Source organism: Pseudomonas paraglycinae (assembly GCF_021601625.1).
GTDB classification, from domain to species: Bacteria; Pseudomonadota; Gammaproteobacteria; order Pseudomonadales; family Pseudomonadaceae; genus Aquipseudomonas; species Aquipseudomonas paraglycinae.
This window is the reverse complement of sequence record NZ_BQHR01000020.1, coordinates 92662-116900: the sequence shown is the minus strand read 5'-3', so window position 1 is coordinate 116900 and position 24239 is coordinate 92662. Positions and strand designations below refer to the sequence as shown.

The window sequence follows — 24239 nt, the reverse complement described above, 5'->3', positions numbered from 1 at the left end:
ACCCTCGACGGTCAACAGCCGGCTCAGGATCCACGCTACCCGCCCCGCCCACCGCGCCCCTGGTTCGGCGGGCCGATCGTGCCGCTGACCTTCCAGTTCATCTCGCTGATCATCGCCGCCTGGTACGGCGCCAAGCTGCTGACCCGACCGATCAAGCGCCTGAGCGATGCAGCCGAACGCCTGAGCGAAGACCTCGACAGCCCGCCGCTGGACGAAACCGGCCCCCGGGAAGCCAGGCAGGCCGCACACACGTTCAACCTGATGCAACACCGCATCCGCGAACAGGTGCAGCAACGCGCACGAATGCTCGGCGCCGTCTCCCACGACCTGCGCACCCCGCTGTCACGGCTGAAACTGCGCCTGGAAAACATCAACGACGACAAGCTGCAAGGCCAGATGCGCCAGGATCTGGACGACATGATCGGCATGCTCGACGCCACCCTCACCTACCTGCACGAACAGCGCACCAGCGAAGCCTTGCAGTTGATGGACGTGCAGGCGCTGGTCGAATCACTGTGCGAAAACGCCCAGGATCAAGGCGCCGACGTGCAGGTCAGCGGCCACTGTGCCCCCTTGCAGGTGCAACCGATGGCACTGCGCTCATGCATCAACAACCTGATGGACAACGCCCTGCGCTACGCCGGCCAAGCGCACATCGAACTGCAGGACCAACGCGAACAGCTGCTGATCCGCGTCATCGACCACGGCCCGGGCATCGCGGCGGACAAGCGCGAAGCCGTATTCGAGCCGTTCTTCCGCCTCGAAGGCTCACGCAACCGCAACTCCGGCGGCGTCGGTCTGGGCATGACCATCGCCCGGGAAGCGGCGCAACGTCAGGGCGGACAACTGACCCTGGCAGAAACACCCGGCGGCGGCCTGACCGCCGTGATCCAGCTGCCCCGCCACTGATCCCGACTGTGTACCGGTCGGTACAAACTTCACATACCCACGACACCTTGCGACTGGAGGCTGCATAAGCCGGTACACCCACCGGTTTTCCAGTCCAAGGAGTGAGCCCGATGATCGGTAGCGTCAGCAACTACACGAGCTATACCAGCACCAGCAGCACCTCCACCCAAAACGCCCGCAGCCAGCAACTGCAAAAGGAACTGTTCGCCAAACTCGACAGCAACGGCGACGGCGCGGTGGATCAGGACGAACTCGGCAGCGCCCTGTCGCAGAAGTCCAACGACGGCCTGCTGGTCAGCCTGAGCAAACAATTCGGCGATCTGGACAGCGACGCCAGCGGCAGCCTCAGCGCCGAAGAAATGACCGCCATGGCCCCACCCCCGCCACCACCGGGAGACCAGGCCCCCAACACCGAACTCGCCGACCCCCTCATCAGCGCCCTCGACGCCGACGGCGACGGCGCCATCAGCAGCGACGAACTGAGCAACGGCCTGACCAGCGCCGGCAGCACCGCCGACAGCAGCAAAATCTTCTCCGCCCTGGACAAAAACGAAGACGGCGTCGTCAGCCAGGACGAACTCGCCGCCAGCCTCACCCCACCGCCACCCCCACCGCCGCAAGCCTCCAGCGACGAACTATTCAGCCAACTCGATGCAGACGGCGACGGCACGGTTACCGCCACCGAACTGAACAGCGCGTTGCAGACCAGCGACAGCACCTCCTCAAACAACACCGACACCGCCACCGCCCTGCTCAATGTTCTGGACAGCGACAGCAGCGGAGGCGTCAGCAGCGACGAACTGAAAGCTGCACTGCATGCAGGTCGCGAACGCCCGGATGACGAACAAACTGCCAGCAATACTCAAACCACAACCGAAGCGCTGAACCGCATGATTGCCAATCTGAGCAAGCAGTACTCGCTAGAAAGCACCGCGTCGGTGGGCAAGTATTTGAATGTGGCGACTTGAGACTGGGTGAAGAGGATCGCTCTCGGGTCAAGACTTGAGGGGCGATTAACTCTGGCTGGGTGAGTGGTTTGCTTTGGCTCTGCGGTGTGTCATCAAAGCGGCCCTCACCCTAGCCCTCTCCCAGAGGGAGAGGGGACTGACCGAGGTGTTTAAGCGAACTACACCGACGTGAAATACCGAGGTGAACTCAGGTTTCAAAGCACATACAACCCCACTCCTGCTTTCGCTTTGGCTTTGGCCTCCCACCACTCAACACAATGAGCGTTAGCTCGAGTACCGCTTTTGACGTGCCGGCCCCATCGGAAGGCTGAGTGGAGGGATTTATCCGGGGGTGGGAGCGCAGCGACCGTGCGGCGCAGCCGCATGCATCGAGAGGAGGTGCAGCGAAGCAAACCGTAGGCGATGCCCCCGGATGAATCCCGGAGCGAAGGAACGCCGAGCCACAGCGAGGCGCCGAACGCAGGGGCCAAGACCTTTGCTTCCTTTGGGGCGTTTGCCAAAGGGAGTCGCTGTAAAAGCGAAACCGCCAACGGCAACACCCGAAGAAACGGATATTCACCCAATCCCAAAGAGCCTGGTCGGCCCAAAGGCCGCCAAGTCAAAAGCCTCAAACCCGAGCCTGACTCTTACTCCAATCCGTCAACAAACTATAAGCAACAGCCAAAAGCGTAGGCCCAATAAACAACCCGATAAACCCAAACGCAATCAACCCGCCAAACACCCCAAGCAACACAATCACCAACGGCAGATTCCCACCCCGGCTGATCAGATACGGCTTGAGCACGTTATCCACGCCACTGATGATGAACGTCCCCCAGATCCCGAGAAACACCGCCATCCCGTACTCGCCCTTCCAGGCCAGCCAAGCCGTGGCCGGAATCCACACCAGCGGCGGCCCCATCGGAATCAGACTGAGCAGGAACGTCACGATCCCCAGCACCAGCGCCCCCGGCACCCCCGCAATCAGGAACCCGATCAGCGCCAGCACCGCTTGCGCCGCCGCCGTACCGATCACCCCGTTGACCACCCGCTGCACCGTACCGGCCACCAGATCGATGTAGTACCCGGCCCGGTCACCGATCAGGCGCTCCAGCAGACTGTGCACGAACGCCGCCAATCGCGGCCCGTCGCGGTAGAAAAAGAACACGAAGACAATGCTCAGGGTCAGTTCGAGAATCCCGCTGCCGATCTGCGCACTGCGCGCCAGCAACCAGTTGCCGACCTGCCCCAGATAAGGCTTGACCGCCACCATCAGGGCCGCGCCCTGCTGATCGATGCTGTTCCAGATCCCGACAAGCCGTTCGCCCACCACCGGCACGCCACCCAGCCAGCTCGGCGCTTCGGGCAGTCCGTCGACCTGCACATCCTTAATGAACGCCGTGGCATCACGCACATGATCGGCCAGATTGAAGCCCAGCCACACCAGCGGCCCCGCCACCAGCAACATCCAGCCCAGCGTCAGCAGCAGCGCCGCGAGGGATTCCCGGCCGTTGAGCCAGCGGGTCAGCAAGCGCATCAGCGGCCAACTGGCAAACGCCAGCACCGCGCCCCAGAACAGCGCCGACCAGAACGGCGCCATCACCCAGAAACTGGCACCAAACAGCACCAGCAACAGGATCTGCACAAGCAGACGATCATTATTGGGCATGTGAAATCTCGAAAAAAATCAGTCAGGCAAAGAGTAGGCGAACACGTCGAGCGTGTCCGCCAAAGACACCTTATCGCAACAGATCGATGCGCAGACCTTCGCCATCGACACTGCCGGTTTCCATTCGCGCGGCGCGCACGCCCTGCCCGATCAGCGCCTGCCGCCAGGCCTCGGCCTTGGGCCCGGACACCGTCACCCGCAAGGTGGTGTCGAGGTTCAGGCCACGGGACAGCAAGCGCAGCCAGGTGTCATCCGGATCGCCGGCCAGTTTTGGAAAATCCAGTTCGCCGGTGCTTTTCAGTTCCCGCAACAGCGTGGCCGAGGTCGGCAGCAGCTCACCGAGCGGTGCCAGTGCTTCAAACTGTTCAACGTGCAGATAAGCTTTGCGATTGCCGCGGGTGATGCTGTACAGCGCCACCAGCGTGTTGTCGCGCGGGGCCGCGAGCCTCAGCAGCAGATAGGCCTGCTGCTCGTCGGCACCGTACAGCTTGGCATTGCCGAACACCTCGTTGGCCCACAGGCTGCTCTCGCCGCAATCCCGGGCCTGGCACCAGAACAACAGCTGGGCATCCTGCTTTTGCAGGGCTTCGCGAGCGAGAGTGAAGGCTTCGGTGGCGGAATGTTCCGGTGGCAATTCGTAGGTCGCCGAGGTGGTTTGCCCCCGGGCGCTGATCTGGCCGTCAAAACGCAACTGGCCGCTGATCTTGCGGATCGAGCCGAGCGGGTAGATCCGCTCCAGCTCCACGGCGGGGCGATAGTCGACGATCTGCGCATCGGCCAGACGCGGCACGATCGGCAGGTCCTGACTGCCCGGCAGGTCGGCAGCGAATAGAAAGGGACTGAAACAGCACAGCGCCAGCAGACTGATAGATCGCATGGACAGGCTCATCGCAGGGGCATGGCCTGGGTGCCTTGAGGGCAGTTCGAAGTCGCAGCGGTGTAGAAATCCATCTTGGTTGTCTCCCATTTCAACCTGCCCAGCCTCGACAGTTGCCGGGAGCAAGTCAAGGAATGGCGAAGAACCGATTGAAACAGTCTGCGACAAGGTCGGCCCCGGCCTCATTGTTAAGGTGCAGATGGTGCCCGCCCGGCAGCTGTTCCCGGTCAAAGGGTAGACGTTCCAGCAGCTCCGGATGTTTGGCCAGCATGCCATCGGCGGCGACCACCAATTGTGCGGGGCAGGCAATGCGCTGCACGAACGCCATCGCCTGTTCCTGGGTCAGACGCAGCGGCGAAGGCAAAGTCAGGCGGTTGTCGGTGCGCCAGGTGTAACCGCCGGGCACCGGCATCAGACCGCGCTGGGCCAGCAGTTCGGCGGCTTCGCGACTGACCGCCACAAGCCCTTTCATCCGTGCTTCGATCGCCCGGTCAAGGGTGTTGTAGACCGGTTTGCGCTTTCCCCGAAGATCGAGCTGCGCCTGTAAGGCCATGCCCATGCGCTCGGCGGCATTTTCGCCTTTGTCGGTAGGAGGAATAACCCCGTCGATTAACGCCAGATGGGTGATGCGTTCGGGCAACGACCCGGCCAACACCAGCGAAACAATGGCGCCCATGGAATGCCCGAGCAACCCGAAACGTTTCCAGCCCAGTTGCTCGGCGACCTGCAGCACATCATGGGCGTAATCCCACAGTGCGTAACCGGCGCCGTTCGGCCGGTGCCCGGAATGTCCGTGGCCGGCCATGTCCAGCGCGACGATGCGCAAGCCTTTGAGCTTCGGCGCCAGGCGCGCGAAGCTGTTGGCGTTGTCCAGCCAGCCGTGCAGGGCGATCACCGGTAACCCGTCTTCCGGGCCGAACAGGTGCGCTGCCAGTTCGATATGCGGCAGGCTCAGGCGCACTTCTTCGACGCCGGGGTTCATGCGCAATCCTTGTCTTGCCGACGCTCCCAGCGATCGAACAGGTTTTTCAGTAATTGCGCGGTGTCCTGCGGGCGCTCAAGCGGAAACATGTGCCCGCCGGGCACGGTCAGCGCCTCGCCCTGAGGCAGGCGTCCGACGAAGCGGGTGTGGTGGTTCATCACCACGCGGCTCTTGTGTCCACGTACCACCGCCAGCGGCACTTTCAATTGCCGGGTATGCGCAGGACTGGTGTGCGGCACGCCGCGATAGATGCTGATCTCGGTCGCAGGATCGAAGCGCAGGCGCAACTTGTCGCCGACCTTGTGCAGGCCGTGCTGCAAGTAGGCATCGAAACATTCCGGATCAAAGCTGCGGAACAGGGTTTTGCCGGCAAAATAACCTCGGGCGCTGTCCAGATCGGCAAACTCTTCGCGGCGTCCCAGCGTGCGACCGGCCGGGGTCAGTTTGTCGATGAAACCAAAGCGCTTGGCGGCGCGGATCACCCATTGATCGGTGCGGGTCAGCACCGGCGAGTCGAGCATCACCACGCCCCGATACAGTTCAGGGCAACGCAGTGCAGCGTGCAAATGCAACATGCCGCCGAAGGAATGGCCGACGCCCCACACCGGCTCATCTTGCTGTTGCAGGTGATGGATGAGTTCGTCGACCAGGTGGTACCAGTTGTCACCCGCCGGGAAACGCGGGTCATGGGCGTGTTGTTCCAGATGCGCGACCCGGTACTCGGGCGCCAGCGCCGCGAACAGTTTGCCGTAGGTACCCGAAGGGAAACCATTGGCGTGGGCGAAGAAGATCGGTTGCGACATACCGGCAAATCCATGAGCGGAAAACAGGCGTTGATTGTCCGTAAGACCGCGTCCTTCAGCAATGACCGTAACTGCCAGGAATGATGACAGTCCGGTCAGGGCTATGACGCTTCGGCCATCAACGCGCCGGCGGTTGTTCCCCAAGTGGAACAACCGCCATGGTCAGGCGCGACACGCAACTGGCCTTGCCTTCATCGCTGGTCAGACGGATGTCCCAGACGTGGGTGGTGCGGCCGATGTGAATCGGTTTGGCCACCGCCGTCACCCGTCCGCTGCGCAGGCCGCGCAAGTGGTTGGCGTTGATTTCCAGGCCCACGCAATAGAACTTGCTGGCGTCGATGCACAGGTAACTGGCCATCGAGCCGACGCTCTCGGCCAGCACCACCGAGGCGCCGCCGTGCAGCAGGCCGTAAGGCTGATGGGTGCGATGGTCGATGACCATGCTGGCCGTCAGCGATTCTTCGTCGAAGGACTCGAAGCGGATGTCCAGCACTTCGCCGATGGTGTTTTTCTGGATTGCGTTCAACTGCTCGATGTTCGGAGTGGTGCGCCACAAGGTCATCGCAGGCTTCCTTTGTTGTTTTGATCGACGCTCAATCCTGCCACAGCACCGCCTCGCTGCGCTCGCTCCATTCTTCGAAACGTGCTCCGTAGGTGTCTTCGATGATGTTGCGTTTGATCTTCAGGGTCGGCGTGAGGAAGCCGTTCTCCACCGCCCAGCTGTCCTTGACCACTACCAGCCGACGCAGGCGCTCGTGCTTGTCGAGCACGGCGTTGACCTCCTCCAGCAGTTTTTCCAGGCTCGAATGCAGCGGCGCGCGGGGCTCTTCCCGGCCCACCGCCGAGAGCACGCACAACCCCAGCGGCGCACTCAGGCCATCGCCGACCACGCAGACTTGTTCGATCCGCGAATGCACCGCCAGCCGGTTTTCGATCGGCGCCGGGGCGACGTACTTGCCCTTGCTGGTCTTGAAGATTTCCTTGAGCCGCCCGGTCAGGCGCAAGCGCCCTTCGGCGTCCTGTTCGCCCTTGTCGCCGGTGCGCAGGAAGCCGTCTTCGGTGAGGGTCTCGGCGGTTTTCTGCGGTTCCTTGAAATAGCCGAGCATGTTCGCCTGGCTGCGCACCTGCACTTCGCCGGACTCGTCGATCCGCACTTCCACGTCGGGGCATGGCCGGCCGATCCAGCCTTCCTTGTATTGCCCCGGCAGGCAGATGTGCGAATACCCGCAGCTTTCGGTCATGCCGTAGACCTCCAGCACGTCGAGCCCGAGTTTCTGATACCAGCGCAACAAGGTCAGCGGCACCGGCGCCGCGCCGGACAGCGCCACGCGCAACGCATCCAGCCCCAATCCGGCCAATACCTTGTGGCCGATGCGTTTGCCGATAAAGGGCAGACCGAGGAGGAAATCCAGGCGTTTCGCCGGGATCTTGCTGTAGACGCCCATCTGGAATTTGGTCCAGATCCGCGGCACACCGAACATCGCCGTCGGCCGCGCCCGCTTGAGATCGTCGAGGAAGGTGTCGAGGCTCTCGGCGAAAAACACCGTCTGCCCGGTATAGATCGACGCCAGTTCGACGAACATCCGCTCGGCCACATGACACAGCGGCAGATACGACAGCAGCCGGTCGTTCTCATTGAGACCGAACAGTTGCGTGCCGCGCGTCGTCGCGAACCCGAGATTGGCGAAGCTGTGCATCACGCCCTTGGGCAGGCCGGTGGTGCCGGAGGTGTAAATGATCGTCGCCAGTTGCTCGGCGGCGGGACGCGGATCGTCCTGGATCGGCGAACTGCGCTGCACATCGTCCCAGTTGAAATCGAACGTACCCGACGGATGCAGCGGCAGGCTGACGGTGGTCAGGCCAGCCGGTACACCCGGCGACATGCCCGGCCAGTCATCGAGCTTGCCGATGAACGCCAGCACGCTTTCCGAGTGAGTAAGCACCTGATTCACGGATTCGGCAGTGAGGTTCGGATAGAGCGGCACCGAAACGTGTCCGGCCATCCAGATTGCCAGGTCGGCGATGATCCAGTGCGCGCAGTTTTTCGAGATCAGGGCGATGTGGCTGCCTTGCGGCAATTCCCGGGAGCGCAACCAGTGCGCGGCGCAGCGGGCCTGATGGCCGACGTCGGCCCAGGTCAGCGTCTCGACCTGCCCGCCGCCGATCGGCTGCACCAGAAAACGCTGACGCGGGTGCCGGGCCTCGCGTTCGTAAAACACGTCCAGCGGCAAACGGAAGGCGGAAGACATTCGACTCGCTCCTGTTTTTTGGTCTGGAGCAAGCGTAGTCAACCAAGCAAGTGCTTGGTTGACTATTTCGTACAAAAAATTTCAGGGATGTTTAAGGCTGTTGAGCGTCATCGAACCGATCAGCAACTCGCTGTGTTCAAGCTCGGCCAGCCCGGCGGTACTGACCTTTTCCGGTGGGTAGCCCGCACCGTGTTGCAGGTAGCTGAGCAGATTGCCCACCAGCGGATTGTGGCTGACCAGCAGCACGTTGCTCACCGACACCAGTTGCTCGGCCACGCGGTCCGGATCAACTTCCGGGGTCAGCCACTCGACCGTGCGGATCTCCGGCTCGAAGCCGAGGGCTTCGCGCACCAGTTGTGCCGTCTGCTGCGCCCGCAGGTACGGGCTGGCGTAGATGGCGGTCAGCGGCTGGCCCATCAAACGGGCCGCGCTGCTCAACACTTCCTTGCGACCGTGAGCGGTCAGTTCCCGCTCGGAGTCGGGGCGCGAGCCATAAGGCTCGGCCTCACCGTGACGCAATACCCAGAGTTTCATAGCTTGGGTTCCTCATCCCGGGCCGGATGCGGTGCCGGCGCAACAACGTGTGGCGCTTCACCTTCCGGCGTACGCGGCGCCGGCCAGTCGGCGAACGGCCAGGGTTTCTGGTCGCTGTGGAAGCTGCCGAAACGGCCGATCTGCGCCAGAAACTGGCTCAGGCTGTCGCCGAAATTCATCAGGCTGGCGCTCGGGGCGCCATAGATCAAACGATAGATCAACTGCACCAGCACCACCGCGCCGAGGATGAACTGCGCCACCTGCCAGACCAGGATGTAAACAATCATCCACAACACCCGCAGGAGGATGGATTCATATTTGGCTTCGGTTTTCGGATCGTTCATGGCCTGCTCCCTGCTGAATCAGTTGAAACCACTGGTGGAAATAAAGTCGACATCGGTTTTCGGCTCGGCGCGCATCAGCAGACCGATCACCTGCTCAAGCGTGCGCCCTTCGAAGAGGATTGCATGCAGTCCGGCGACCAGCGGCATGTAGACGCCAACCTCCTGAGCCTTGGCCTTGAGCACTTTCAGGGTATTGACCCCTTCGGCCACCTCACCCAGGCGCGACACCGCTTCGTCGAGGCTCAAGCCCTGACCAAGGGCGAAACCGACCTGGTAGTTGCGGCTTTTCGGCGACGAGCAGGTGACGATCAGATCGCCGACCCCGGCCAGACCGAGGAAGGTCATAGGGTTGGCCCCCTGATTCACCGCAAACCGGGTCATCTCGGCCAGGGCGCGGGTGATCAGCATGCTCTTGGTGTTCTCGCCCATTTCCAGCGCCACCGCCATGCCGGCGATGATCGCGTAGACGTTTTTCAGTGCGCCGCCCAATTCCACGCCGAAACGGTCGGCGCTGGCGTAGACGCGGAAAGTGCGGCCATGCAACGCGGCCTGCACGGCTTTGCAGAGTTCTTCGTCTTCACTGGCAACCACGGTGGCAGTCAGCGCGTGCTCGGCGATTTCCCGCGCAAGGTTCGGCCCGGACAGCACGCCGATACGTGCCTGCGGGGCGATCTCTTCGAGAATCTGGCTCATCAGTTTGAAGGTGTGGGCTTCGATGCCCTTAGTCAGGCTGACCAGCATCTTGCCGCTCAGGCGCTCGGCATGAGGCGCCAAAACCGTGCGCAGCGCGCTGGACGGCAACGCGACGAAACACAAATCGCAGGCGTCGAGGGTTTCCTGCAGGTCGGTGACCGCGGTCACGCCCGGCAGAATCTTGATGCCTTTGAGGTAACGCGGGTTCTCGCGATTGATCCGGATGGCCTCGGCCTGTTCGGGGTCACGCATCCACTGCCGGACTTGATGGCCGTTCTCGGCCAACAGATTGGCCACGGCGGTACCGAAACTTCCGCCTCCCAGGACCGCAATCGGGCGCTGTTCAGTCATATGTAATCCGTTAATCCATACCAGTGGCGATGCCGGCATTATACGGAGCGTCCCCTTCTCGGACAGCCCCGGCGTCAATTACCCGCACATGTAGGAAGAAGACCAATAAAACCGAGGAAAATGCCTGTAACGTGACTGGAAAAGTCGTCGAGCTCGGTTAACATGCGCGCCAATTCTTTGCTATCAAGGCTGCGTCGTGTTTTCTGGCCCCCCTTCCCCGCGTTCGTCCCTGCTGCTGGCGCTGCTGTTCAGCCCGGTGCTGCTGGCGGACGACCTGTTTGTCGACAGTGAGGCCTTGCCGCAGATCCTGACCGCCACGCGCCTGAAACAGTCGCCGGCGGAAGTCCCGGGCAGCATGACCGTACTGGACAGCGAACTGATCGCCGCCAGCGGTGCCCGGGACATCAGCGAACTGTTGCGGCTGGTGCCGGGGATGATGGTCGGCAACATCAGCGGCAATCAGGCGGCGGTGAACTACCACGGGACCAACGCCACTGAAGCCCGACGCATGCAAGTGTTGATCGACGGCCGTTCGGTGTACCGCGCCGGTCTGGCGACCGTGGACTGGAGCGACATCCCGGTGGCGATGGAAGACATTGAGCGCATCGAAGTCTTTCGCGGCCCGAACACCGTCAGCTACGGCGCCAACGCGCTGATGGCAGTGGTTAACATCATCACCCGTAACCCGGCGGACAGCCACGGCACGCGGCTGAAGCTGACGCGCGGCCAACGCGGCATCAACGACTTCTATGCCAGCCAGAGCACCGGCTGGAATGGCGGCGACCTGCGTCTGTCGCTGTCCGGCCAGGAAGACGACGGCTTCGACAGCGACCGTACCGGCGCCGATTACCGCGACAACCGCCGCTTGAATCGCTTCAGCCTCGCCGTCAGCCAGACCCTGAGCGACAACCAGAGCCTCGACTGGCAGATCAACGCCAAGGACGGGACCAATCAACGGCCTTACACCTACCGACCGGTGTTCTCCGGGATTACGGCTGCCGGGAACAATTCCGACGTGGTTGCCAAGGACTACGCCGGTTCGGTGCGCTGGAATCTGGACCTCAACCCCGATCACAGTCTTTATGTGCAGGGCTCGGCACAACACTGGGATCGCCAGCAAACCTGGCGCGCCTGTGACGCCGAGGTGTCGTTCAGCCCGCAGCTCACGGAGCTGTGGCAACTCAACCCGAACTACACCGAACGCCTGGCCCGCAACATGACCCTGTTCACCGGCCCCGGCGCACCCGCCGGCACGCCGCAGGAAATGGCCCTGGCCAATCAGGTGCTGGATCAGTGGCGCAACGGCGCGCGCCAGACCCTGTGCGGCGACATCGACCAGAGTGCCCGGGAATCGCGCTACGACCTGGAGTTGCAGGACACCCTCAGCCTGTCCGATAGCCTGCGTCTGGTCAGCGGCCTGAACTATCGTTACGACCGTGCCGATTCCGAGACCTATTTCAACGGCACGCTGGACGACACCACCTGGCGCGCCTTCGGCCAGCTGGAATGGCGCGCCAGCGAACACTGGCTGTTGCAGGGCGGCGCCATGTTCGAAGACACGCAATTGATCGGCAGCTCGCTGACGCCCCGGTTTGCGGTCAACTACCTGTTCAATCCGCGCCACAGCCTGCGCGCGGTGTATTCGGAAGCCATCCGTTCGCCGGACATGTTCGAGAACAACGTCAACTGGAGTTATCAGGTGACCAACCTGCGGCCCGCCGCCTATGGCCAGTCTTCGGCCCGCTACTTCGTCAAGACCCGGGGCCCCGGCGATCTGGACCAGGAACACATGCGCTCGCGGGAACTGGGCTACAACGGCTTTTTCCCGGAATGGGGCCTGGCGCTGGATGTGAAGCTGTTCTACGACGAAATCACCGGGATGATCAGCGAGCCGCTGCGCAACAATCAATACATTGCCAGCAACGCCAACGATTCGCGCTTTCGCGGCACCGAGACGCAACTGGACTGGCGCCTGAGTGCGGCCGACCGCCTGCGCCTGACCTACGCCTTCGTCGACGCCGAGGCGAGCAACCCACTGGACCAGCAATTCACCGCGCGCAACAGCGGCTCGGCGGGCTGGCTGCGCGATTGGGGCCACGGCTGGAACAGCGCCCTCTTCTATTACGGTGACAACGCGCTCAACGGTTACCGCTTCGAGCGGGTCGACACGCGCATCGCCAAACGCATCGCCTTGGGCAAGGCCCAACTGCAACTGGCCGGCGTGCTGCAACAACGCCTCGACCATGAGCCGACCACCTTCGTCGACAACAATTACGACGAACGCCGCGTGGTGTATTTCAGCGCCGAGCTGGAGTTCTAGATGCGCTACGCCATGTCACGGAAGATGCCAACACTCGGCCAATGGCTGGCCGGGCTTTGTCTGTTCCTGACAGCGTGGCTGCATGGCGTGGCGGTGCAGGCGGCCGACATTTTGCTGACCGGCGCCGAGGAAAGCCCCGGCGTGCAGTCCTTCGTTCAGGCCCTGAGCGAACTGCGCCCGACCGACCGCGTGCATTTCCAGCCGCTGGCCAGTTTGCCGGCGCCGGGCAAGTTGCCGTCGAGCCTGCGCCTGATCCTGCTGGATCTCCCGAGTCTCGACTGGCGCATGCAGGAAAGCCAAGGCCCGGCGACGTTGGTCCTGCGCATCAGCCGCCTGCAAGCCCGGCAACGCTTCGGCGACGCGCAACCACCCCACTTGAGCCTGCTGTGGGCCGATCCGCCGCTGAGCCGTCAGTTGCAACTGATCCGCCGGATCCTGCCCCAGGCCGGGCGAGTCGGCGTGCTGTTCGATCAACACAGCGAGTTCCTGCTCAAGGAGCTGCAATCGGCCGCCCAGCCGCTGAATCTGCAAATCGTCCCCCAACGCTGGGACAACACTCACGACAGCCGCCCCCTGCAGACCGTGCTGAAAAACAGCGACGTGCTGCTGGGCCTCGACGACCCAGACCTGTACAACCCGAAAACCGCGAAGAACCTGTTGCTCAGCAGTTACTCTCGGCAACTGGCGCTGGTCGGGCCGAATGTCTCGTTCGTTCGCGCCGGCAGCCTGGCCAGTACCTACAGCGATCAGAACGACTGGCTGGCCGTTCTCGACGAATTGCTCGACCGGCCACCGACCACCTGGCCGCGCACGCTCTATCCCGGGCGTTTTAAAGTCTCAAGTAATGCGCAGGTGGCTCGTTCCTTAGGGATAGAACCGATGAATGAAGCGTCTGTCGCCGCAGAACTGGCCGAAGGAGAGCGCCGCCCATGATTTTCCGCCGTTGGGACATCAACACCCGCACCCAGTTGATCAGCCTGGGCCCTGCGCTGTTGCTGACCTTGCTGCTGATCAGCTTTTTCACCTTCGTGCGCATTCAGGATTTGCGTCAGGAGTTGAACCACACCGGCCAGTTGATCGCCAACCAACTCGCACCGGCCACCGAGTACGGGGTGATTTCCGGCAACAACGAAGTGCTGGAAAGCCTGCTCAAAGCCACGCTGGCCACGCCGAACGTGCGGTTTCTGGAAGTGCAGGACAGCGCCAACCGGATTCTGGCCTACGTCGAACAGCCGGCGGATGCGCACAATCGTCCGCATCAGGTCGAGGTGTTCCAGGCGCCGGTGCGGCTGCAACGCATTGCCCTGCACAACGATTTCTTTCAGGACGGCAAGAGCAATCCCGGCGTGGCCAGCGAGGATTATCTGGGGCGGGTGATCGTCGGGCTGTCGAATGACGCCTTCAGTCAGCGCCAACAGGAAATTTTGCTCAAGGCCGGGATTCTGGCGTTGTTCGCCCTGCTCTTCACGTTTGTGCTGGCGCGGCGGCTGGCCGGCAGCCTGTCGCAGCCGATTCGCGACATCGGCAATGCGGTCAAGGCGATTCAGGACGGCGACTACAAGACCCCGCTGCCGATTGTCGATGACACCGAGCTGGGCGCCCTGTCCCAGCACATCAACAACCTGGCCCAGGCGCTGGAGCAGGCCAGCCGCGAACAGCATCAGGCGATGGCGCAACTGATCCAGACCCGCGAAGAGGCGGAGAAGGCCAACAACGCCAAATCGGATTTCCTGGCGATGATGAGCCATGAACTGCGCACCCCGATGAACGGCGTGCTGGGCATGCTGCAATTGCTGGAAACCACCGACATGACCGAAGAGCAGGTCGAGTACGCGGCGCTGGCTTCCGAGTCCACCGAGCATTTGCTCAAGGTGATCAACGACATTCTGGATTTCTCGCGCATCGAGCGTTCGGAGCTGGAGCTCGAGCACATTCCGTTCAATCTCGCCGAAGTGATCGGCGCCTGCGCCCAGTCGTTCCAGCACAGCGCGGCGCAACGCGGGCTGGCCCTGCAACTGCGGATTCCCGACGACATGCGCGACTTGCAGGTACAGGGCGATCCGACGCGGATCCGGCAGATTCTGGTCAACCTGGTCGGCAATGCGCTGAAGTTCACCGAACAGGGGCGCGTCAGCATCGAGGCGCAGTGGCAGTCGCTGGATCACGAATTGCTGTGGTTCACCTGCGCGGTGCGTGACAGTGGCATCGGCATTTCGCCGGAGAGCCTGGAGCTGATGTTCAACGCGTTCCAGCAGGCCGACAGTTCGATTTCCCGTCGATATGGCGGCACCGGCCTGGGCCTGCCGATTGCCCGCACGCTCGCCGAACGGATGGGCGGCACCTTGCGCGCTCAGAGCGAAGAAGGTCGCGGGTCGGTATTCACCCTGGAAATACCGCTGGCTTTATATAAGCAGGCACTGCCCGCGCTGGCAGCACCGCGCACACTGAACGGCGACAGTCACGGCGAAGGACGCAATGTGCTGCTGGTAGAGGACAACCCGGTCAACCAGACGGTGATCGAAGCGATGTTGCGCAGTCTGGGATTTACCGTCAGCGTCGCCACCGATGGTGTGCAGGCGGTGCGCAGCGCCGGGGACAACCGTTTCGAAGCGATCCTGATGGATTGCCGCTTGCCGCTGATTGACGGTTACGAGGCAACCCGACAGATCCGCCGCCTGCCCGGCTGCGGCCATGTGCCGATCATCGCCCTGACCGCCAATGCGTTGCAGGGCGACCGGGAAAACTGCTTGTCGGCGGGGATGAACGATTACCTGGCCAAGCCATTCAAACGCAATGATCTGCAGCAGATTCTGCAGCGATGGGTGCAGTAACGGGGCCCTTTCGAGCATCTGCGACTGGCGTGAAAAGCGAAAGTGCGGCAGTCTTAGGCACCCGAACGAGCCTCAAAAGGGGCTTGATTAAAAATTTCAGTGCACAAGTGTACATTCATGTCCTTGGTGCTGTGACTTTCACCACAACGCAATAGTCTATGAGTAGGCTGCCGGTTCGAGGCATGAACGCGTCGATCGGCCGGGAAGATTTGCCCCACCTGCCGCATGGGATTATTGAGGAGCTCGCATGACCAAACAAAACGCCTTTACTCGGGAAGACCTGCTGCGCTGCAGTCGCGGTGAGCTGTTCGGCCCAGGTAACGCGCAACTGCCCGCCCCGAACATGCTGATGGTGGATCGCATCACCCTGATCAGCGAAGAAGGCGGCAAGTACGGCAAAGGTGAATTGGTCGCCGAGCTGGATATCAACCCTGACCTGTGGTTCTTCGCGTGCCACTTCGAAGGCGATCCGGTGATGCCGGGCTGCCTGGGTCTGGACGCCATGTGGCAACTGGTCGGCTTCTTCCTCGGCTGGCAAGGCCTGCCGGGCCGCGGCCGTGCGCTGGGTTCGGGCGAAGTGAAATTCTTCGGCCAGGTCCTGCCGACCGCCAAGAAAGTCACCTACAACATTCATATCAAGCGCGTCCTCAAGGGCAAGCTGAACCTGGCCATTGCCGACGGTTCGGTGACTGTCGACGGTCGCGAAATCTACACCGCCGAAGGCCTTCGCGTCGGCGTGTTCACCTCCACTGACAACTTCTAAGGGTTATTCGCATGCGCCGCGTCGTTATCACTGGTCTGGGCATCGTTTCGTGCCTGGGCAATGACAAAGAGACCGTCTCCGCTAACCTGCGTGCAAGCCGCCCTGGCATCCGGTTCAACCCGGAATACGCCGAAATGGGTCTGCGTAGCCAGGTTTCCGGCTCCATCGACCTCAACCTTGAAGAGCTGATCGATCGCAAGATCTATCGCTTCGTCGGCCACGCAGCGGCTTACGCCTACCTGGCCATGAAAGACGCCATCGCTGACTCCGGTCTGACCGAAGAGCAGGTGTCCAACCCGCGTACCGGCCTGATCGCAGGTTCCGGCGGCGCGTCGACCCTGAACCAGATGGAAGCGCTGGACATCCTGCGCGAGAAAGGCGTGAAGCGCGTCGGCCCATACCGTGTAACGCGGACCATGAGCAGCACCGTTTCGGCTTGCCTGGCCACCCCGTTCAAGATCAAGGGCCTGAACTACTCCATCGCTTCTGCCTGCGCCACCAGTGCTCACTGCATCGGTACCGCCATGGAACAGATCCAGATGGGCAAGCAGGACATCGTGTTCGCCGGCGGCGGTGAAGAAGAGCACTGGAGCCAGTCGTTCCTGTTCGACGCGATGGGCGCCCTGTCCAGCAAGCGTAATGACACCCCGGAACAAGCTTCCCGCGCCTACGACGCCGACCGTGACGGTTTCGTCATCGCCGGCGGTGGCGGCATGGTAGTGGTCGAGGAGCTGGAACACGCTCTGGCCCGTGGCGCGAAGATCTACGCGGAAATCGTTGGCTACGGCGCAACTTCCGACGGCTACGACATGGTGGCTCCAAGCGGCGAAGGCGCCATCCGCTGCATGCAGCAGGCGCTGTCCACCGTCGATACCCCGATCGACTACCTGAACACCCACGGCACTTCGACTCCGGTCGGCGACGTTGCGGAAATGAAAGGCGTGCGTGAAGTGTTCGGCGACAAGGCCCCGGCCATCAGCTCCACCAAGAGCCTGTCGGGTCACTCCCTGGGCGCCGCCGGCGTTCACGAAGCGATCTACTGCATGCTGATGATGGAAGGCAACTTCATCGCCGGTTCCGCCAACATCGACGAACTGGACCCTGAAGTGGCCGATCTGCCGGTGCTGACCAAGACCCGCGAGAACGCCACCATCAACACCGTGATGAGCAACAGCTTCGGCTTCGGTGGCACCAACGCCACCCTCGTGCTGAAGCGCTGGGAAGGCAAGTAATTCCCTCCCGCTGAGCCGCACATGAAAACGCCCCGACTGGTTCGGGGCGTTTTTTTTCGCCTGGAGAAAGGCATTTTCAGCGGCGCCAAGATGAAACGTTTGTCATGCAACTTACCGCCCTGCGACTGAATGTCGCGGATTCAGCGGGCTCCAGCGCTGTTGCAGATTTCGCAAGAATACATTGCACAAATCGGGCGTTTACTTAGCAGGCTAACAAAATCTATAAAAGAGTCCTGCACACGCCTTGCTGCAGATAACAGAGATTGGAGCTAGCAGATGACTGTAAAAGTAACTGAACGCGACGATTCACACATGTCCCATGAAGGCGTAGCCGCCGGCGTACGGATCTGGGATGTGCATCAACAAGACTTGCTGGTCGGCATGTTCCACAACGAGATCGACGCCCACAACTACAAGGCCGAACTGGAACTGCAAGAACGCCAGCGGGATCTGAAATCCGCCTGAAGCAAAATCACAGCATTGAAAACGACAAACCCCGCCATGAGCGGGGTTTGTCGTTTATCTCAGGGCCACTTTGCGGCCCGGTGAAATCTTTACCACATCAGATCATCAGGGATCACATAGGCCGCGTACGGATCGTCCTCGGCATTGACCTCTTCGACCTTCTCGTTGAGCTGCACGATGCGCTGTGGATCGCGCTCCTGAATCTTCAGGGCCGCCTCACGAGGAATCACTTCGTAACCGCCGGCATGGTGCACGATCGCCAGCGAGCCGCTGCTGAGCTTGTTGCGCATCAGCGTGTTGACCGAGATGCGCTTGACCTTCTTGTCGTCGACGAAGTTGTAGTAGTCCTCGGTCGTCAGCTTCGGCAGACGCGAGACCTCGATCAACTGCTTGACCTGCGCGGCGCGGGCCTTGGCTTCCGCCTTCTCCTGCTGCTGGCGGTTCAGCTCCTGGTCGCGCTTGACCTTCTCGGCCATGGCTTCCTGGGCAGCACGCTGCTGGGAGTCGTCCAGTTCGATCTGGCCTTTGTGGGCCAGGCGCTGTTGTTTCTGTTTGTCTTTGCTGACCTGCTTGGCCTGCTTTTGGTTGACCAGTCCTGCCTTGAGCAACTGGTCGCGAAGGGAAAGGCTCATTGATGCTTACTCACTTGGGCAACGGCTCAGCCACAGCTGGGCGAATTCTTTTCCTGACGTTTGGCTTCGCCCCACAGGGCGTCCAACTCTTCGAGGGTGCAATCTTCCATGGGTCGGTGGGTGTCGCGCAATGCCTGTTCGATAAAACGGAAACGTCGCTCGAACTTGGCGTTGGCGCCACGCAACGCGCTTTCCGGATCGACCTTCAGGTGCCGGGCCAGATTGACCACGGAAAACAGCAGGTCACCAATCTCGTCGGCCACCGCTTGCGGGTCATTTTCGGACATGGCTTCGAGTACTTCATCGAGCTCTTCACGGACCTTGTCCAGCACCGGCAAGGCATCCGGCCAGTCAAAACCGACCTGCCCGGCGCGCTTCTGCAACTTGGCCGAGCGGGACAGGGCCGGCAATGCAGCCGGCACATCGTCGAGCAGTGACAGTTGCTGCGGCTCGGCGGATTTCTCGGCGCGCTCTTCGGCCTTGATCTCCTCCCAGCGCTGTTTGACCTGCTCTTCGTTCAGGCGCGGCACATCCAGCGGCGCATACAGATCACCGGTGGGAAACACATGCGGATGGCGACGGATCAGCTTGCGGGTGATGCTGTCGACCACGCCGGCGAATTCGAACCGCCCCTCCTCCCGTGCCAGCTGGCTGTAATACACCACCTGAAACAGCAGATCGCCCAACTCGCCCTGCAGGTGGTCGAAGTCGCCGCGCTCGATGGCGTCGGCGACTTCGTAGGCCTCTTCAAGGGTGTGCGGGACGATGGTCGCGTAAGTCTGCTTGATGTCCCACGGGCAACCGTACTGCGGGTCGCGCAGACGGTTCATCAGGTGCAGCAGGTCTTCAAGGCTGTAGATCGGTTTCATGGAGTCCGGTTACGCCGCGTTTCGATGATGTTCGGCAACTGGGAAATCCGCCCCAGCAACCGCCCCAGCGCGTCCAGACCCGGAATCTCGATGGTCAGGGACATCAGCGCGGTGTTGTCCTCCTTGTTCGAGCGGGTGTTGACCGCCAGCACGTTGATCCGCTCGTTGAGCAGCACCTGCGAAACGTCACGCAGCAGACCGGAACGGTCGTAGGCGCGGATGACGATGTCCACCGGATAGGTGAGCACCGGCACCGGGCCCCAGCTGACCTGAATGATCCGCTCCGGCTCCCGCCCGGCCAGTTGCAGCACCGAGGCGCAGTCCTGACGGTGAATGCTCACGCCACGGCCCTGGGTGATGTAGCCGACGATCGCATCGCCCGGCAACGGCTGGCAGCAGCCGGCCATCTGGGTCATCAGGTTGCCGACACCCTGGATCTGGATGTCGCCGCGCTTGCCCGGTTTGTAGCCGGTCGCCTTGCGCGGAATCAGTTCCAGCTGTTCGTTGCCGCGTTCCGGCTCGACCAGTTGTTGCGCCAGATTCACCAGTTGCGCCAGACGCAGGTCGCCGGCGCCAAGGGCGGCGAACATGTCCTCGGCGGTTTTCATGTTGGCCTTGTCGGCCAGCTTGTCGAAATCCACCGCCGGCAGGCCGAGGCGACTGAGTTCGCGTTCGAGCAGGGTCTTGCCCGCCGCGACGTTCTGATCGCGCGCCTGCAACTTGAACCAGTGCACGATCTTCGCCCGCGCCCGGGACGTGGTGACGTAACCGAGGTTCGGGTTCAGCCAGTCACGGCTCGGCGTGCCGTGCTTGCTGGTGATGATCTCGACCTGCTCGCCGGTCTGCAGGCTGTAGTTGAGCGGAACGATGCGCCCGTTGATCTTCGCGCCACGGCAGTTGTGCCCGATTTCGGTGTGCACGCGGTAGGCGAAGTCCAGCGGTGTCGCGCCCTTCGGCAAGTCGATGGCGTGACCGTCCGGGGTGAAGATGTAGACCCGGTCCGGCTCGATATCGACCCGCAGCTGTTCGGCGAGACCACCGATGTCGCCCAGCTCTTCGTGCCACTCGAGGACCTGACGCAGCCAGGAGATTTTCTCTTCGTAGTGGTTCGAGCCGGACTTGACGTCGGTGCCCTTGTAGCGCCAGTGCGCGCAGACGCCGAGCTCGGCCTCTTCGTGCATCGAATGGGTCCGGATCTGGACCTCCAGCACCTTGCCTTCCGGGCCGATCACCGCCGTGTGCAACGAGCGGTAGCCGTTCTCTTTCGGGTTGGCGATGTAGTCGTCGAACTCTTTCGGGATGTGCCGCCACAGGGTGTGGACGATGCCGAGCGCGGTGTAGCAGTCGCGCATTTCCGGCACCAGCACGCGCACCGCACGCACGTCGTAGATCTGGCTGAATTCCAGACCCTTGCGCTGCATTTTGCGCCAGATCGAATAGATGTGTTTGGCCCGGCCGCTGATGTCGGCTTCGACGCCGGTGGCCTGCAATTCGTCCTTGAGCTGGGTCATCACGTCGGCGATGAAACGCTCGCGGTCGAGCCGCCGCTCGTGCAGCAGCTTGGCAATCTGTTTGTATTGATCGGGTTCCAGGTAACGGAAGGACAAGTCCTCCAGTTCCCATTTGATATGACCGATGCCGAGTCGATGCGCGAGCGGCGCATAGATATCGAATACTTCCCGGGCGACCCGGTTACGTTTTTCGTCGTCGGCGGTTTTCACCGCACGGATCGCGCAGGTGCGTTCGGCGAGCTTGATCAGCGCGACACGCACGTCGTCGACCATCGCCACCAGCATCTTGCGCAGGTTTTCCACCTGGCCCTGGGTGCCGAGGACCATCGACTGGCGAGGGCTGAGGCTGGCACTGATCGCCGCCATGCGCAGCACGCCGTCGATCAGCTTGGCGACCACCGGGCCGAAGCGCTGGCTGACCGCCGCGAGTTCGATCTGGCCTTCGCGCACGCCGCGATAGAGAACCGCAGCCACCAGCGAATCCTGATCGAGCTTGAGGTCGGCGAGGATCTCGGCGATCTCGAGGCCCGTGCTGAAACTGCCGCTGCCTTCGGACCAGAGATTCTTCGCCGCATTGGATTGTTGCTCGGCCTGGCGAGCGTACTCGCAGGCCTCTTTCAAGGCTTCGCGATCCAGTGCCAGATCGACACTGACCGCATGATCGAGCCAAGCCTCGAGATTGATACTGCCGTCAGTGTTGATCGGCTGGTGTGCTCTCACCTGTACCATCTTGCTTTACCTTCCCTACGACGCAGATTCAATGCGTCAAATCACTGACCGTCAATGCCCGTTCGCGCTCGCGGGGCCAATGCGAGCGCTACGGACGACCAGTCGGATCAGACGAGCCATCCTGGCTCGCTTCAAATAACGCCATGGCCTCGACATGTGCCGTCTGAGGAAACATATCGAGAATCCCGGCACGTTTTAACCGGTAGCCCTGCTTGATCAATTCGACCGTATCGCGCGCCAGAGTTGCAGGGTTGCACGACACGTACACCAACCGTTTGGCGCCCAGGGTCGCCAGCTTGCGCACCACCTCGAAAGCACCGTCGCGCGGTGGGTCCAAGAGTACCGCAGAAAAGCCGTTTCCGATCCACTGGGCATCGGTCAAAGGCTGGGATAAATCGGCCTGAAAAAACTTTGTGTTATGCAAATTGTTGCTAGCGGCATTGGCCGCCGCGCGATCGACCATGGTCTGCACGCCTTCGACCGCCACCACTTCACGCGCGGCTTTCGCCAGCGGCAGGGCGAAGTTGCCCAGACCGCAAAACAGGTCGAGCACGCGCTCATCGCTCGTCGGTTTCAACCAGTCCAGCGCTTGCGCAACCATGGCCTCGTTGACCCCGGCGTTGACCTGAATGAAATCCCCCGGCCGGTAGGCCAGTTGCAGATCCCATTGTTCCAGGCGATAGCCGAGCGACAGTGCATCATCCACCGGCTGCGGCTCGCCTTCGCCATGCAGCCAGAGTTGCGCTTCATGGAACGCGCAGAAATCCTTGAGGATCGTCAGGTCGGCCTCGGACAGCGGCGCCATGTGACGCAGCAGAACGGCGAGTGACGAGCCACTGAACAATTCGACATGCCCCAGCGCCTGAGGTTTGCTCAAGCGACGAAGCATCTCCGGCAAGCGGGTCATGATCGGCTGCAAGGGCTGTACCAGCACCGGGCATTCGCTGATCGCGACGATGTCCTGACTGCCGGCGGCACGGAAACCGACTTCAAGCTTTTTGGCCTTGCTGTCCAAGCGTACGGCGATCCGGGCGCGGCGACGGTAGCCGAATTCTGGACCGGTCAACGGCGCCGCCCACTCCTCGGGTTCGGCACCGGCAACTCGCGACAACTGCTCGGCGAGCATGCGCTGTTTCAGGGCAAGCTGTTCGTTGTGGGGCAGATGCTGAACGCTGCAACCGCCGCAACGGCCGGCGTGCTGGCAAGGTGCGGGACGGCGCAATTCACTGGCGGTGAATACGCGCTCGGTGCGCGCCTCGACCACTTTGCCGTGGGCGCCAAGCACCCGCGCTTCGACCTCTTCACCCGCGAGGGCGCCGAGGACGAACCAGGTTTTGCCTTCAAAAAACGCGATGCCGCGACCGTCATTGGCCAGGCGCTCGATGCTCAAACGCTGCTTTTTGCCGGTCGGAATTTGCGGGGCCTTGCTGCCGCCGGTGGGCTGGAAGCGCAGGCCTCTCTCGTGCTTGGCCATCAGTTGGGCGCGTCGAAAATGCCGGTCGACAGGTAACGGTCGCCACGGTCGCAGATGATCGCAACGATCACCGCGTTTTCAACTTCTTTGGACAGGCGCAGCATCGCTGCCACCGCACCGCCCGAGGACACGCCACAGAAGATGCCTTCTTCGCGGGCCAGACGACGAGTGACGTCTTCGGCTTCACTTTGCGCCATGTCGACGATGCGGTCGACACGCTCGGCCTGATAGATCTTCGGCAGGTATTCCTGCGGCCAGCGGCGGATGCCGGGAATGGCCGAGCCTTCCATCGGTTGCAGGCCGACGATCTGCACCTTGTCGTTCTGCTCCTTGAGGTAGCGCGACACGCCCATGATGGTGCCGGTGGTGCCCATGGAGCTGACGAAATGAGTGATGGAGCCCTGGGTCTGACGCCAGATTTCCGGGCCGGTGGTGGTGTAGTGCGCTTCAGGATTGTCGCCGTTGGCGAACTGATCCAGCACCTTGCCACGGCCTTCGGCTTCCATCCGCTGGGCGAGATCGCGAGCGCCTTCCATGCCCTCTTCCTGGCTGACCAGAATCAGCTGCGCGCCGTACGCGGTCATCGCCGCTTTACGTTCGGCACTGGAGTTGTCCGGCATGATCAGGATCATCTTGTAACCCTTGATCGCGGCGGCCATCGCCAGGGCGATCCCGGTGTTGCCCGAGGTCGCTTCGATCAGCGTATCGCCTTCGTGGATCTGCCCGCGCAACTCGGCGCGAGTAATCATCGACAACGCCGGACGATCCTTGACCGAACCCGCCGGGTTGTTCCCTTCGAGCTTGAGCAAAAGGGTGTTGCTGGTGACACCGGGCAGGCGCTGCAAACGCACCAGCGGCGTGTTGCCGACGCAATCGGCGATGGTTGGGTACTGCAAGGTCATGGCGTTTTTCGCAATCCGGACAGCGGGGGCGCCTATCATACCGGCAAACCTGCGCAGGCCATATCACGCAAAGTGTGGTGCTTATGGTTTCTTGGAATAAGCAATAAAAGTCGCGCCAGTGGTGCGACTTTTAAATAGTGTCAGCAGCGCTGA

22 protein-coding genes are annotated in these 24239 nt (G+C 62.0%); 8 read left to right on the top strand and 14 right to left on the bottom strand.

Annotated elements, in window-relative coordinates; translation table 11 throughout:
• Both L6D82_RS24775 and xopAW read left to right on the top strand, forming a co-directional pair.
• Window positions 1-909 (top strand): ATP-binding protein (locus L6D82_RS24775; protein ID WP_236191845.1); only part of this gene is annotated, 909 nt, incomplete at its 5' end.
• A gap of 110 nt (window positions 910-1019) precedes the next feature.
• Window positions 1020-1877, top strand: coding sequence for an EF-hand domain-containing protein (gene xopAW / locus L6D82_RS24770; RefSeq protein WP_236191844.1), 858 nt, complete (start codon window positions 1020-1022; stop codon window positions 1875-1877).
• A gap of 607 nt (window positions 1878-2484) precedes the next feature.
• Here the strand turns inward: xopAW and L6D82_RS24765 are convergent.
• From L6D82_RS24765 to L6D82_RS24725, 9 genes are all read right to left on the bottom strand, one after another.
• Complete coding sequence (locus L6D82_RS24765) at window positions 2485-3525, bottom strand: AI-2E family transporter (RefSeq protein ID WP_236191843.1); 1041 nt, start codon at window positions 3523-3525, stop codon at window positions 2485-2487.
• Between the two features lie 70 nt (window positions 3526-3595).
• A complete protein-coding gene (locus L6D82_RS24760; protein ID WP_236191842.1) occupies window positions 3596-4402 on the bottom strand; it encodes a DUF4892 domain-containing protein in 807 nt (268 codons plus the stop codon).
• A gap of 127 nt (window positions 4403-4529) precedes the next feature.
• The gene (locus tag L6D82_RS24755; RefSeq protein ID WP_236191841.1) at window positions 4530-5384 is read right to left on the bottom strand and encodes an alpha/beta hydrolase; all 855 of its coding nucleotides are present in this window, start codon (window positions 5382-5384) and stop codon (window positions 4530-4532) included.
• Entirely contained in the window at window positions 5381-6187 is an 807-nt protein-coding gene (locus L6D82_RS24750; protein ID WP_085745087.1) for an alpha/beta fold hydrolase, read from the bottom strand. The genes L6D82_RS24755 and L6D82_RS24750 overlap by 4 nt, the downstream gene beginning before the upstream one ends.
• A 118-nt stretch (window positions 6188-6305) precedes the next feature.
• Window positions 6306-6749, bottom strand: coding sequence for a hotdog fold thioesterase (locus tag L6D82_RS24745; RefSeq protein WP_102688130.1), 444 nt, complete (start codon window positions 6747-6749; stop codon window positions 6306-6308).
• 31 nt (window positions 6750-6780) lie between these two features.
• Window positions 6781-8436 (bottom strand): AMP-binding protein, encoded by a 1656-nt coding sequence (locus tag L6D82_RS24740; protein ID WP_236191840.1) that lies wholly within the window; start codon window positions 8434-8436, stop codon window positions 6781-6783.
• 81 nt (window positions 8437-8517) lie between these two features.
• Window positions 8518-8970, bottom strand: coding sequence for a phosphohistidine phosphatase SixA (gene sixA, locus L6D82_RS24735; RefSeq protein WP_007957806.1), 453 nt, complete (start codon window positions 8968-8970; stop codon window positions 8518-8520).
• The gene (locus tag L6D82_RS24730) at window positions 8967-9314 is read right to left on the bottom strand and encodes a DUF4389 domain-containing protein (protein WP_102717787.1); all 348 of its coding nucleotides are present in this window, start codon (window positions 9312-9314) and stop codon (window positions 8967-8969) included. The genes sixA and L6D82_RS24730 overlap by 4 nt, the downstream gene beginning before the upstream one ends.
• Window positions 9315-9332: 18 nt before the next feature.
• A complete protein-coding gene (locus L6D82_RS24725) occupies window positions 9333-10358 on the bottom strand; it encodes an NAD(P)H-dependent glycerol-3-phosphate dehydrogenase (RefSeq protein ID WP_236191839.1) in 1026 nt (341 codons plus the stop codon).
• A 196-nt stretch (window positions 10359-10554) separates the two neighbouring features.
• Here L6D82_RS24725 and L6D82_RS24720 point away from each other — a divergent pair, with 196 nt between their 5' ends.
• The 6 genes from L6D82_RS24720 to L6D82_RS24695 all read left to right on the top strand — a co-directional run bounded on the left by L6D82_RS24720 (window position 10555) and on the right by L6D82_RS24695 (window position 17969).
• A complete protein-coding gene (locus L6D82_RS24720; RefSeq protein WP_236191838.1) occupies window positions 10555-12678 on the top strand; it encodes a TonB-dependent receptor plug domain-containing protein in 2124 nt (707 codons plus the stop codon).
• Window positions 12679-13611, top strand: coding sequence for an ABC transporter substrate-binding protein (locus L6D82_RS24715; RefSeq protein ID WP_236191837.1), 933 nt, complete (start codon window positions 12679-12681; stop codon window positions 13609-13611).
• Window positions 13608-15509, top strand: a complete 1902-nt coding sequence (locus L6D82_RS24710) for an ATP-binding protein (RefSeq protein ID WP_236191836.1) — start codon at window positions 13608-13610, stop codon at window positions 15507-15509. Before L6D82_RS24715 ends, L6D82_RS24710 begins: the two co-directional genes overlap by 4 nt.
• Window positions 15510-15756: 247 nt before the next feature.
• On the top strand, window positions 15757-16272 hold the full coding sequence (gene fabA / locus L6D82_RS24705) for a 3-hydroxyacyl-[acyl-carrier-protein] dehydratase FabA (RefSeq protein WP_003227150.1): 516 nt from the start codon (window positions 15757-15759) through the stop codon (window positions 16270-16272).
• Window positions 16273-16283: 11 nt separating this feature from the next.
• On the top strand, window positions 16284-17504 hold the full coding sequence (fabB, locus tag L6D82_RS24700; protein ID WP_007957797.1) for a beta-ketoacyl-ACP synthase I: 1221 nt from the start codon (window positions 16284-16286) through the stop codon (window positions 17502-17504).
• Between the two features lie 276 nt (window positions 17505-17780).
• Window positions 17781-17969 carry a hypothetical protein gene (locus L6D82_RS24695; protein WP_007957795.1) on the top strand — a complete coding sequence of 63 codons (189 nt, stop codon included), beginning with the start codon at window positions 17781-17783 and terminating at the stop codon, window positions 17967-17969.
• An 89-nt stretch (window positions 17970-18058) separates the two neighbouring features.
• On the opposite strand, the gene L6D82_RS24690 is transcribed toward L6D82_RS24695, so the two are convergent.
• From L6D82_RS24690 to cysM, 5 genes are all read right to left on the bottom strand, one after another.
• On the bottom strand, window positions 18059-18601 hold the full coding sequence (locus tag L6D82_RS24690) for a DUF2058 domain-containing protein (protein ID WP_011335479.1): 543 nt from the start codon (window positions 18599-18601) through the stop codon (window positions 18059-18061).
• Between the two features lie 26 nt (window positions 18602-18627).
• Window positions 18628-19461, bottom strand: a complete 834-nt coding sequence (mazG, locus tag L6D82_RS24685; RefSeq protein WP_085745419.1) for a nucleoside triphosphate pyrophosphohydrolase — start codon at window positions 19459-19461, stop codon at window positions 18628-18630.
• A 5-nt stretch (window positions 19462-19466) separates the two neighbouring features.
• Window positions 19467-21710 carry a GTP diphosphokinase gene (relA, locus tag L6D82_RS24680; RefSeq protein ID WP_085745095.1) on the bottom strand — a complete coding sequence of 748 codons (2244 nt, stop codon included), beginning with the start codon at window positions 21708-21710 and terminating at the stop codon, window positions 19467-19469.
• A gap of 88 nt (window positions 21711-21798) precedes the next feature.
• Window positions 21799-23184: a 23S rRNA (uracil(1939)-C(5))-methyltransferase RlmD gene (gene rlmD, locus L6D82_RS24675; RefSeq protein ID WP_102717792.1), complete on the bottom strand. Its 1386-nt coding sequence runs from the start codon at window positions 23182-23184 to the stop codon at window positions 21799-21801.
• A complete protein-coding gene (gene cysM / locus L6D82_RS24670) occupies window positions 23184-24086 on the bottom strand; it encodes a cysteine synthase CysM (protein ID WP_102717793.1) in 903 nt (300 codons plus the stop codon). Before cysM ends, rlmD begins: the two co-directional genes overlap by 1 nt.
• Window positions 24087-24239: the final 153 nt, after the last annotated feature.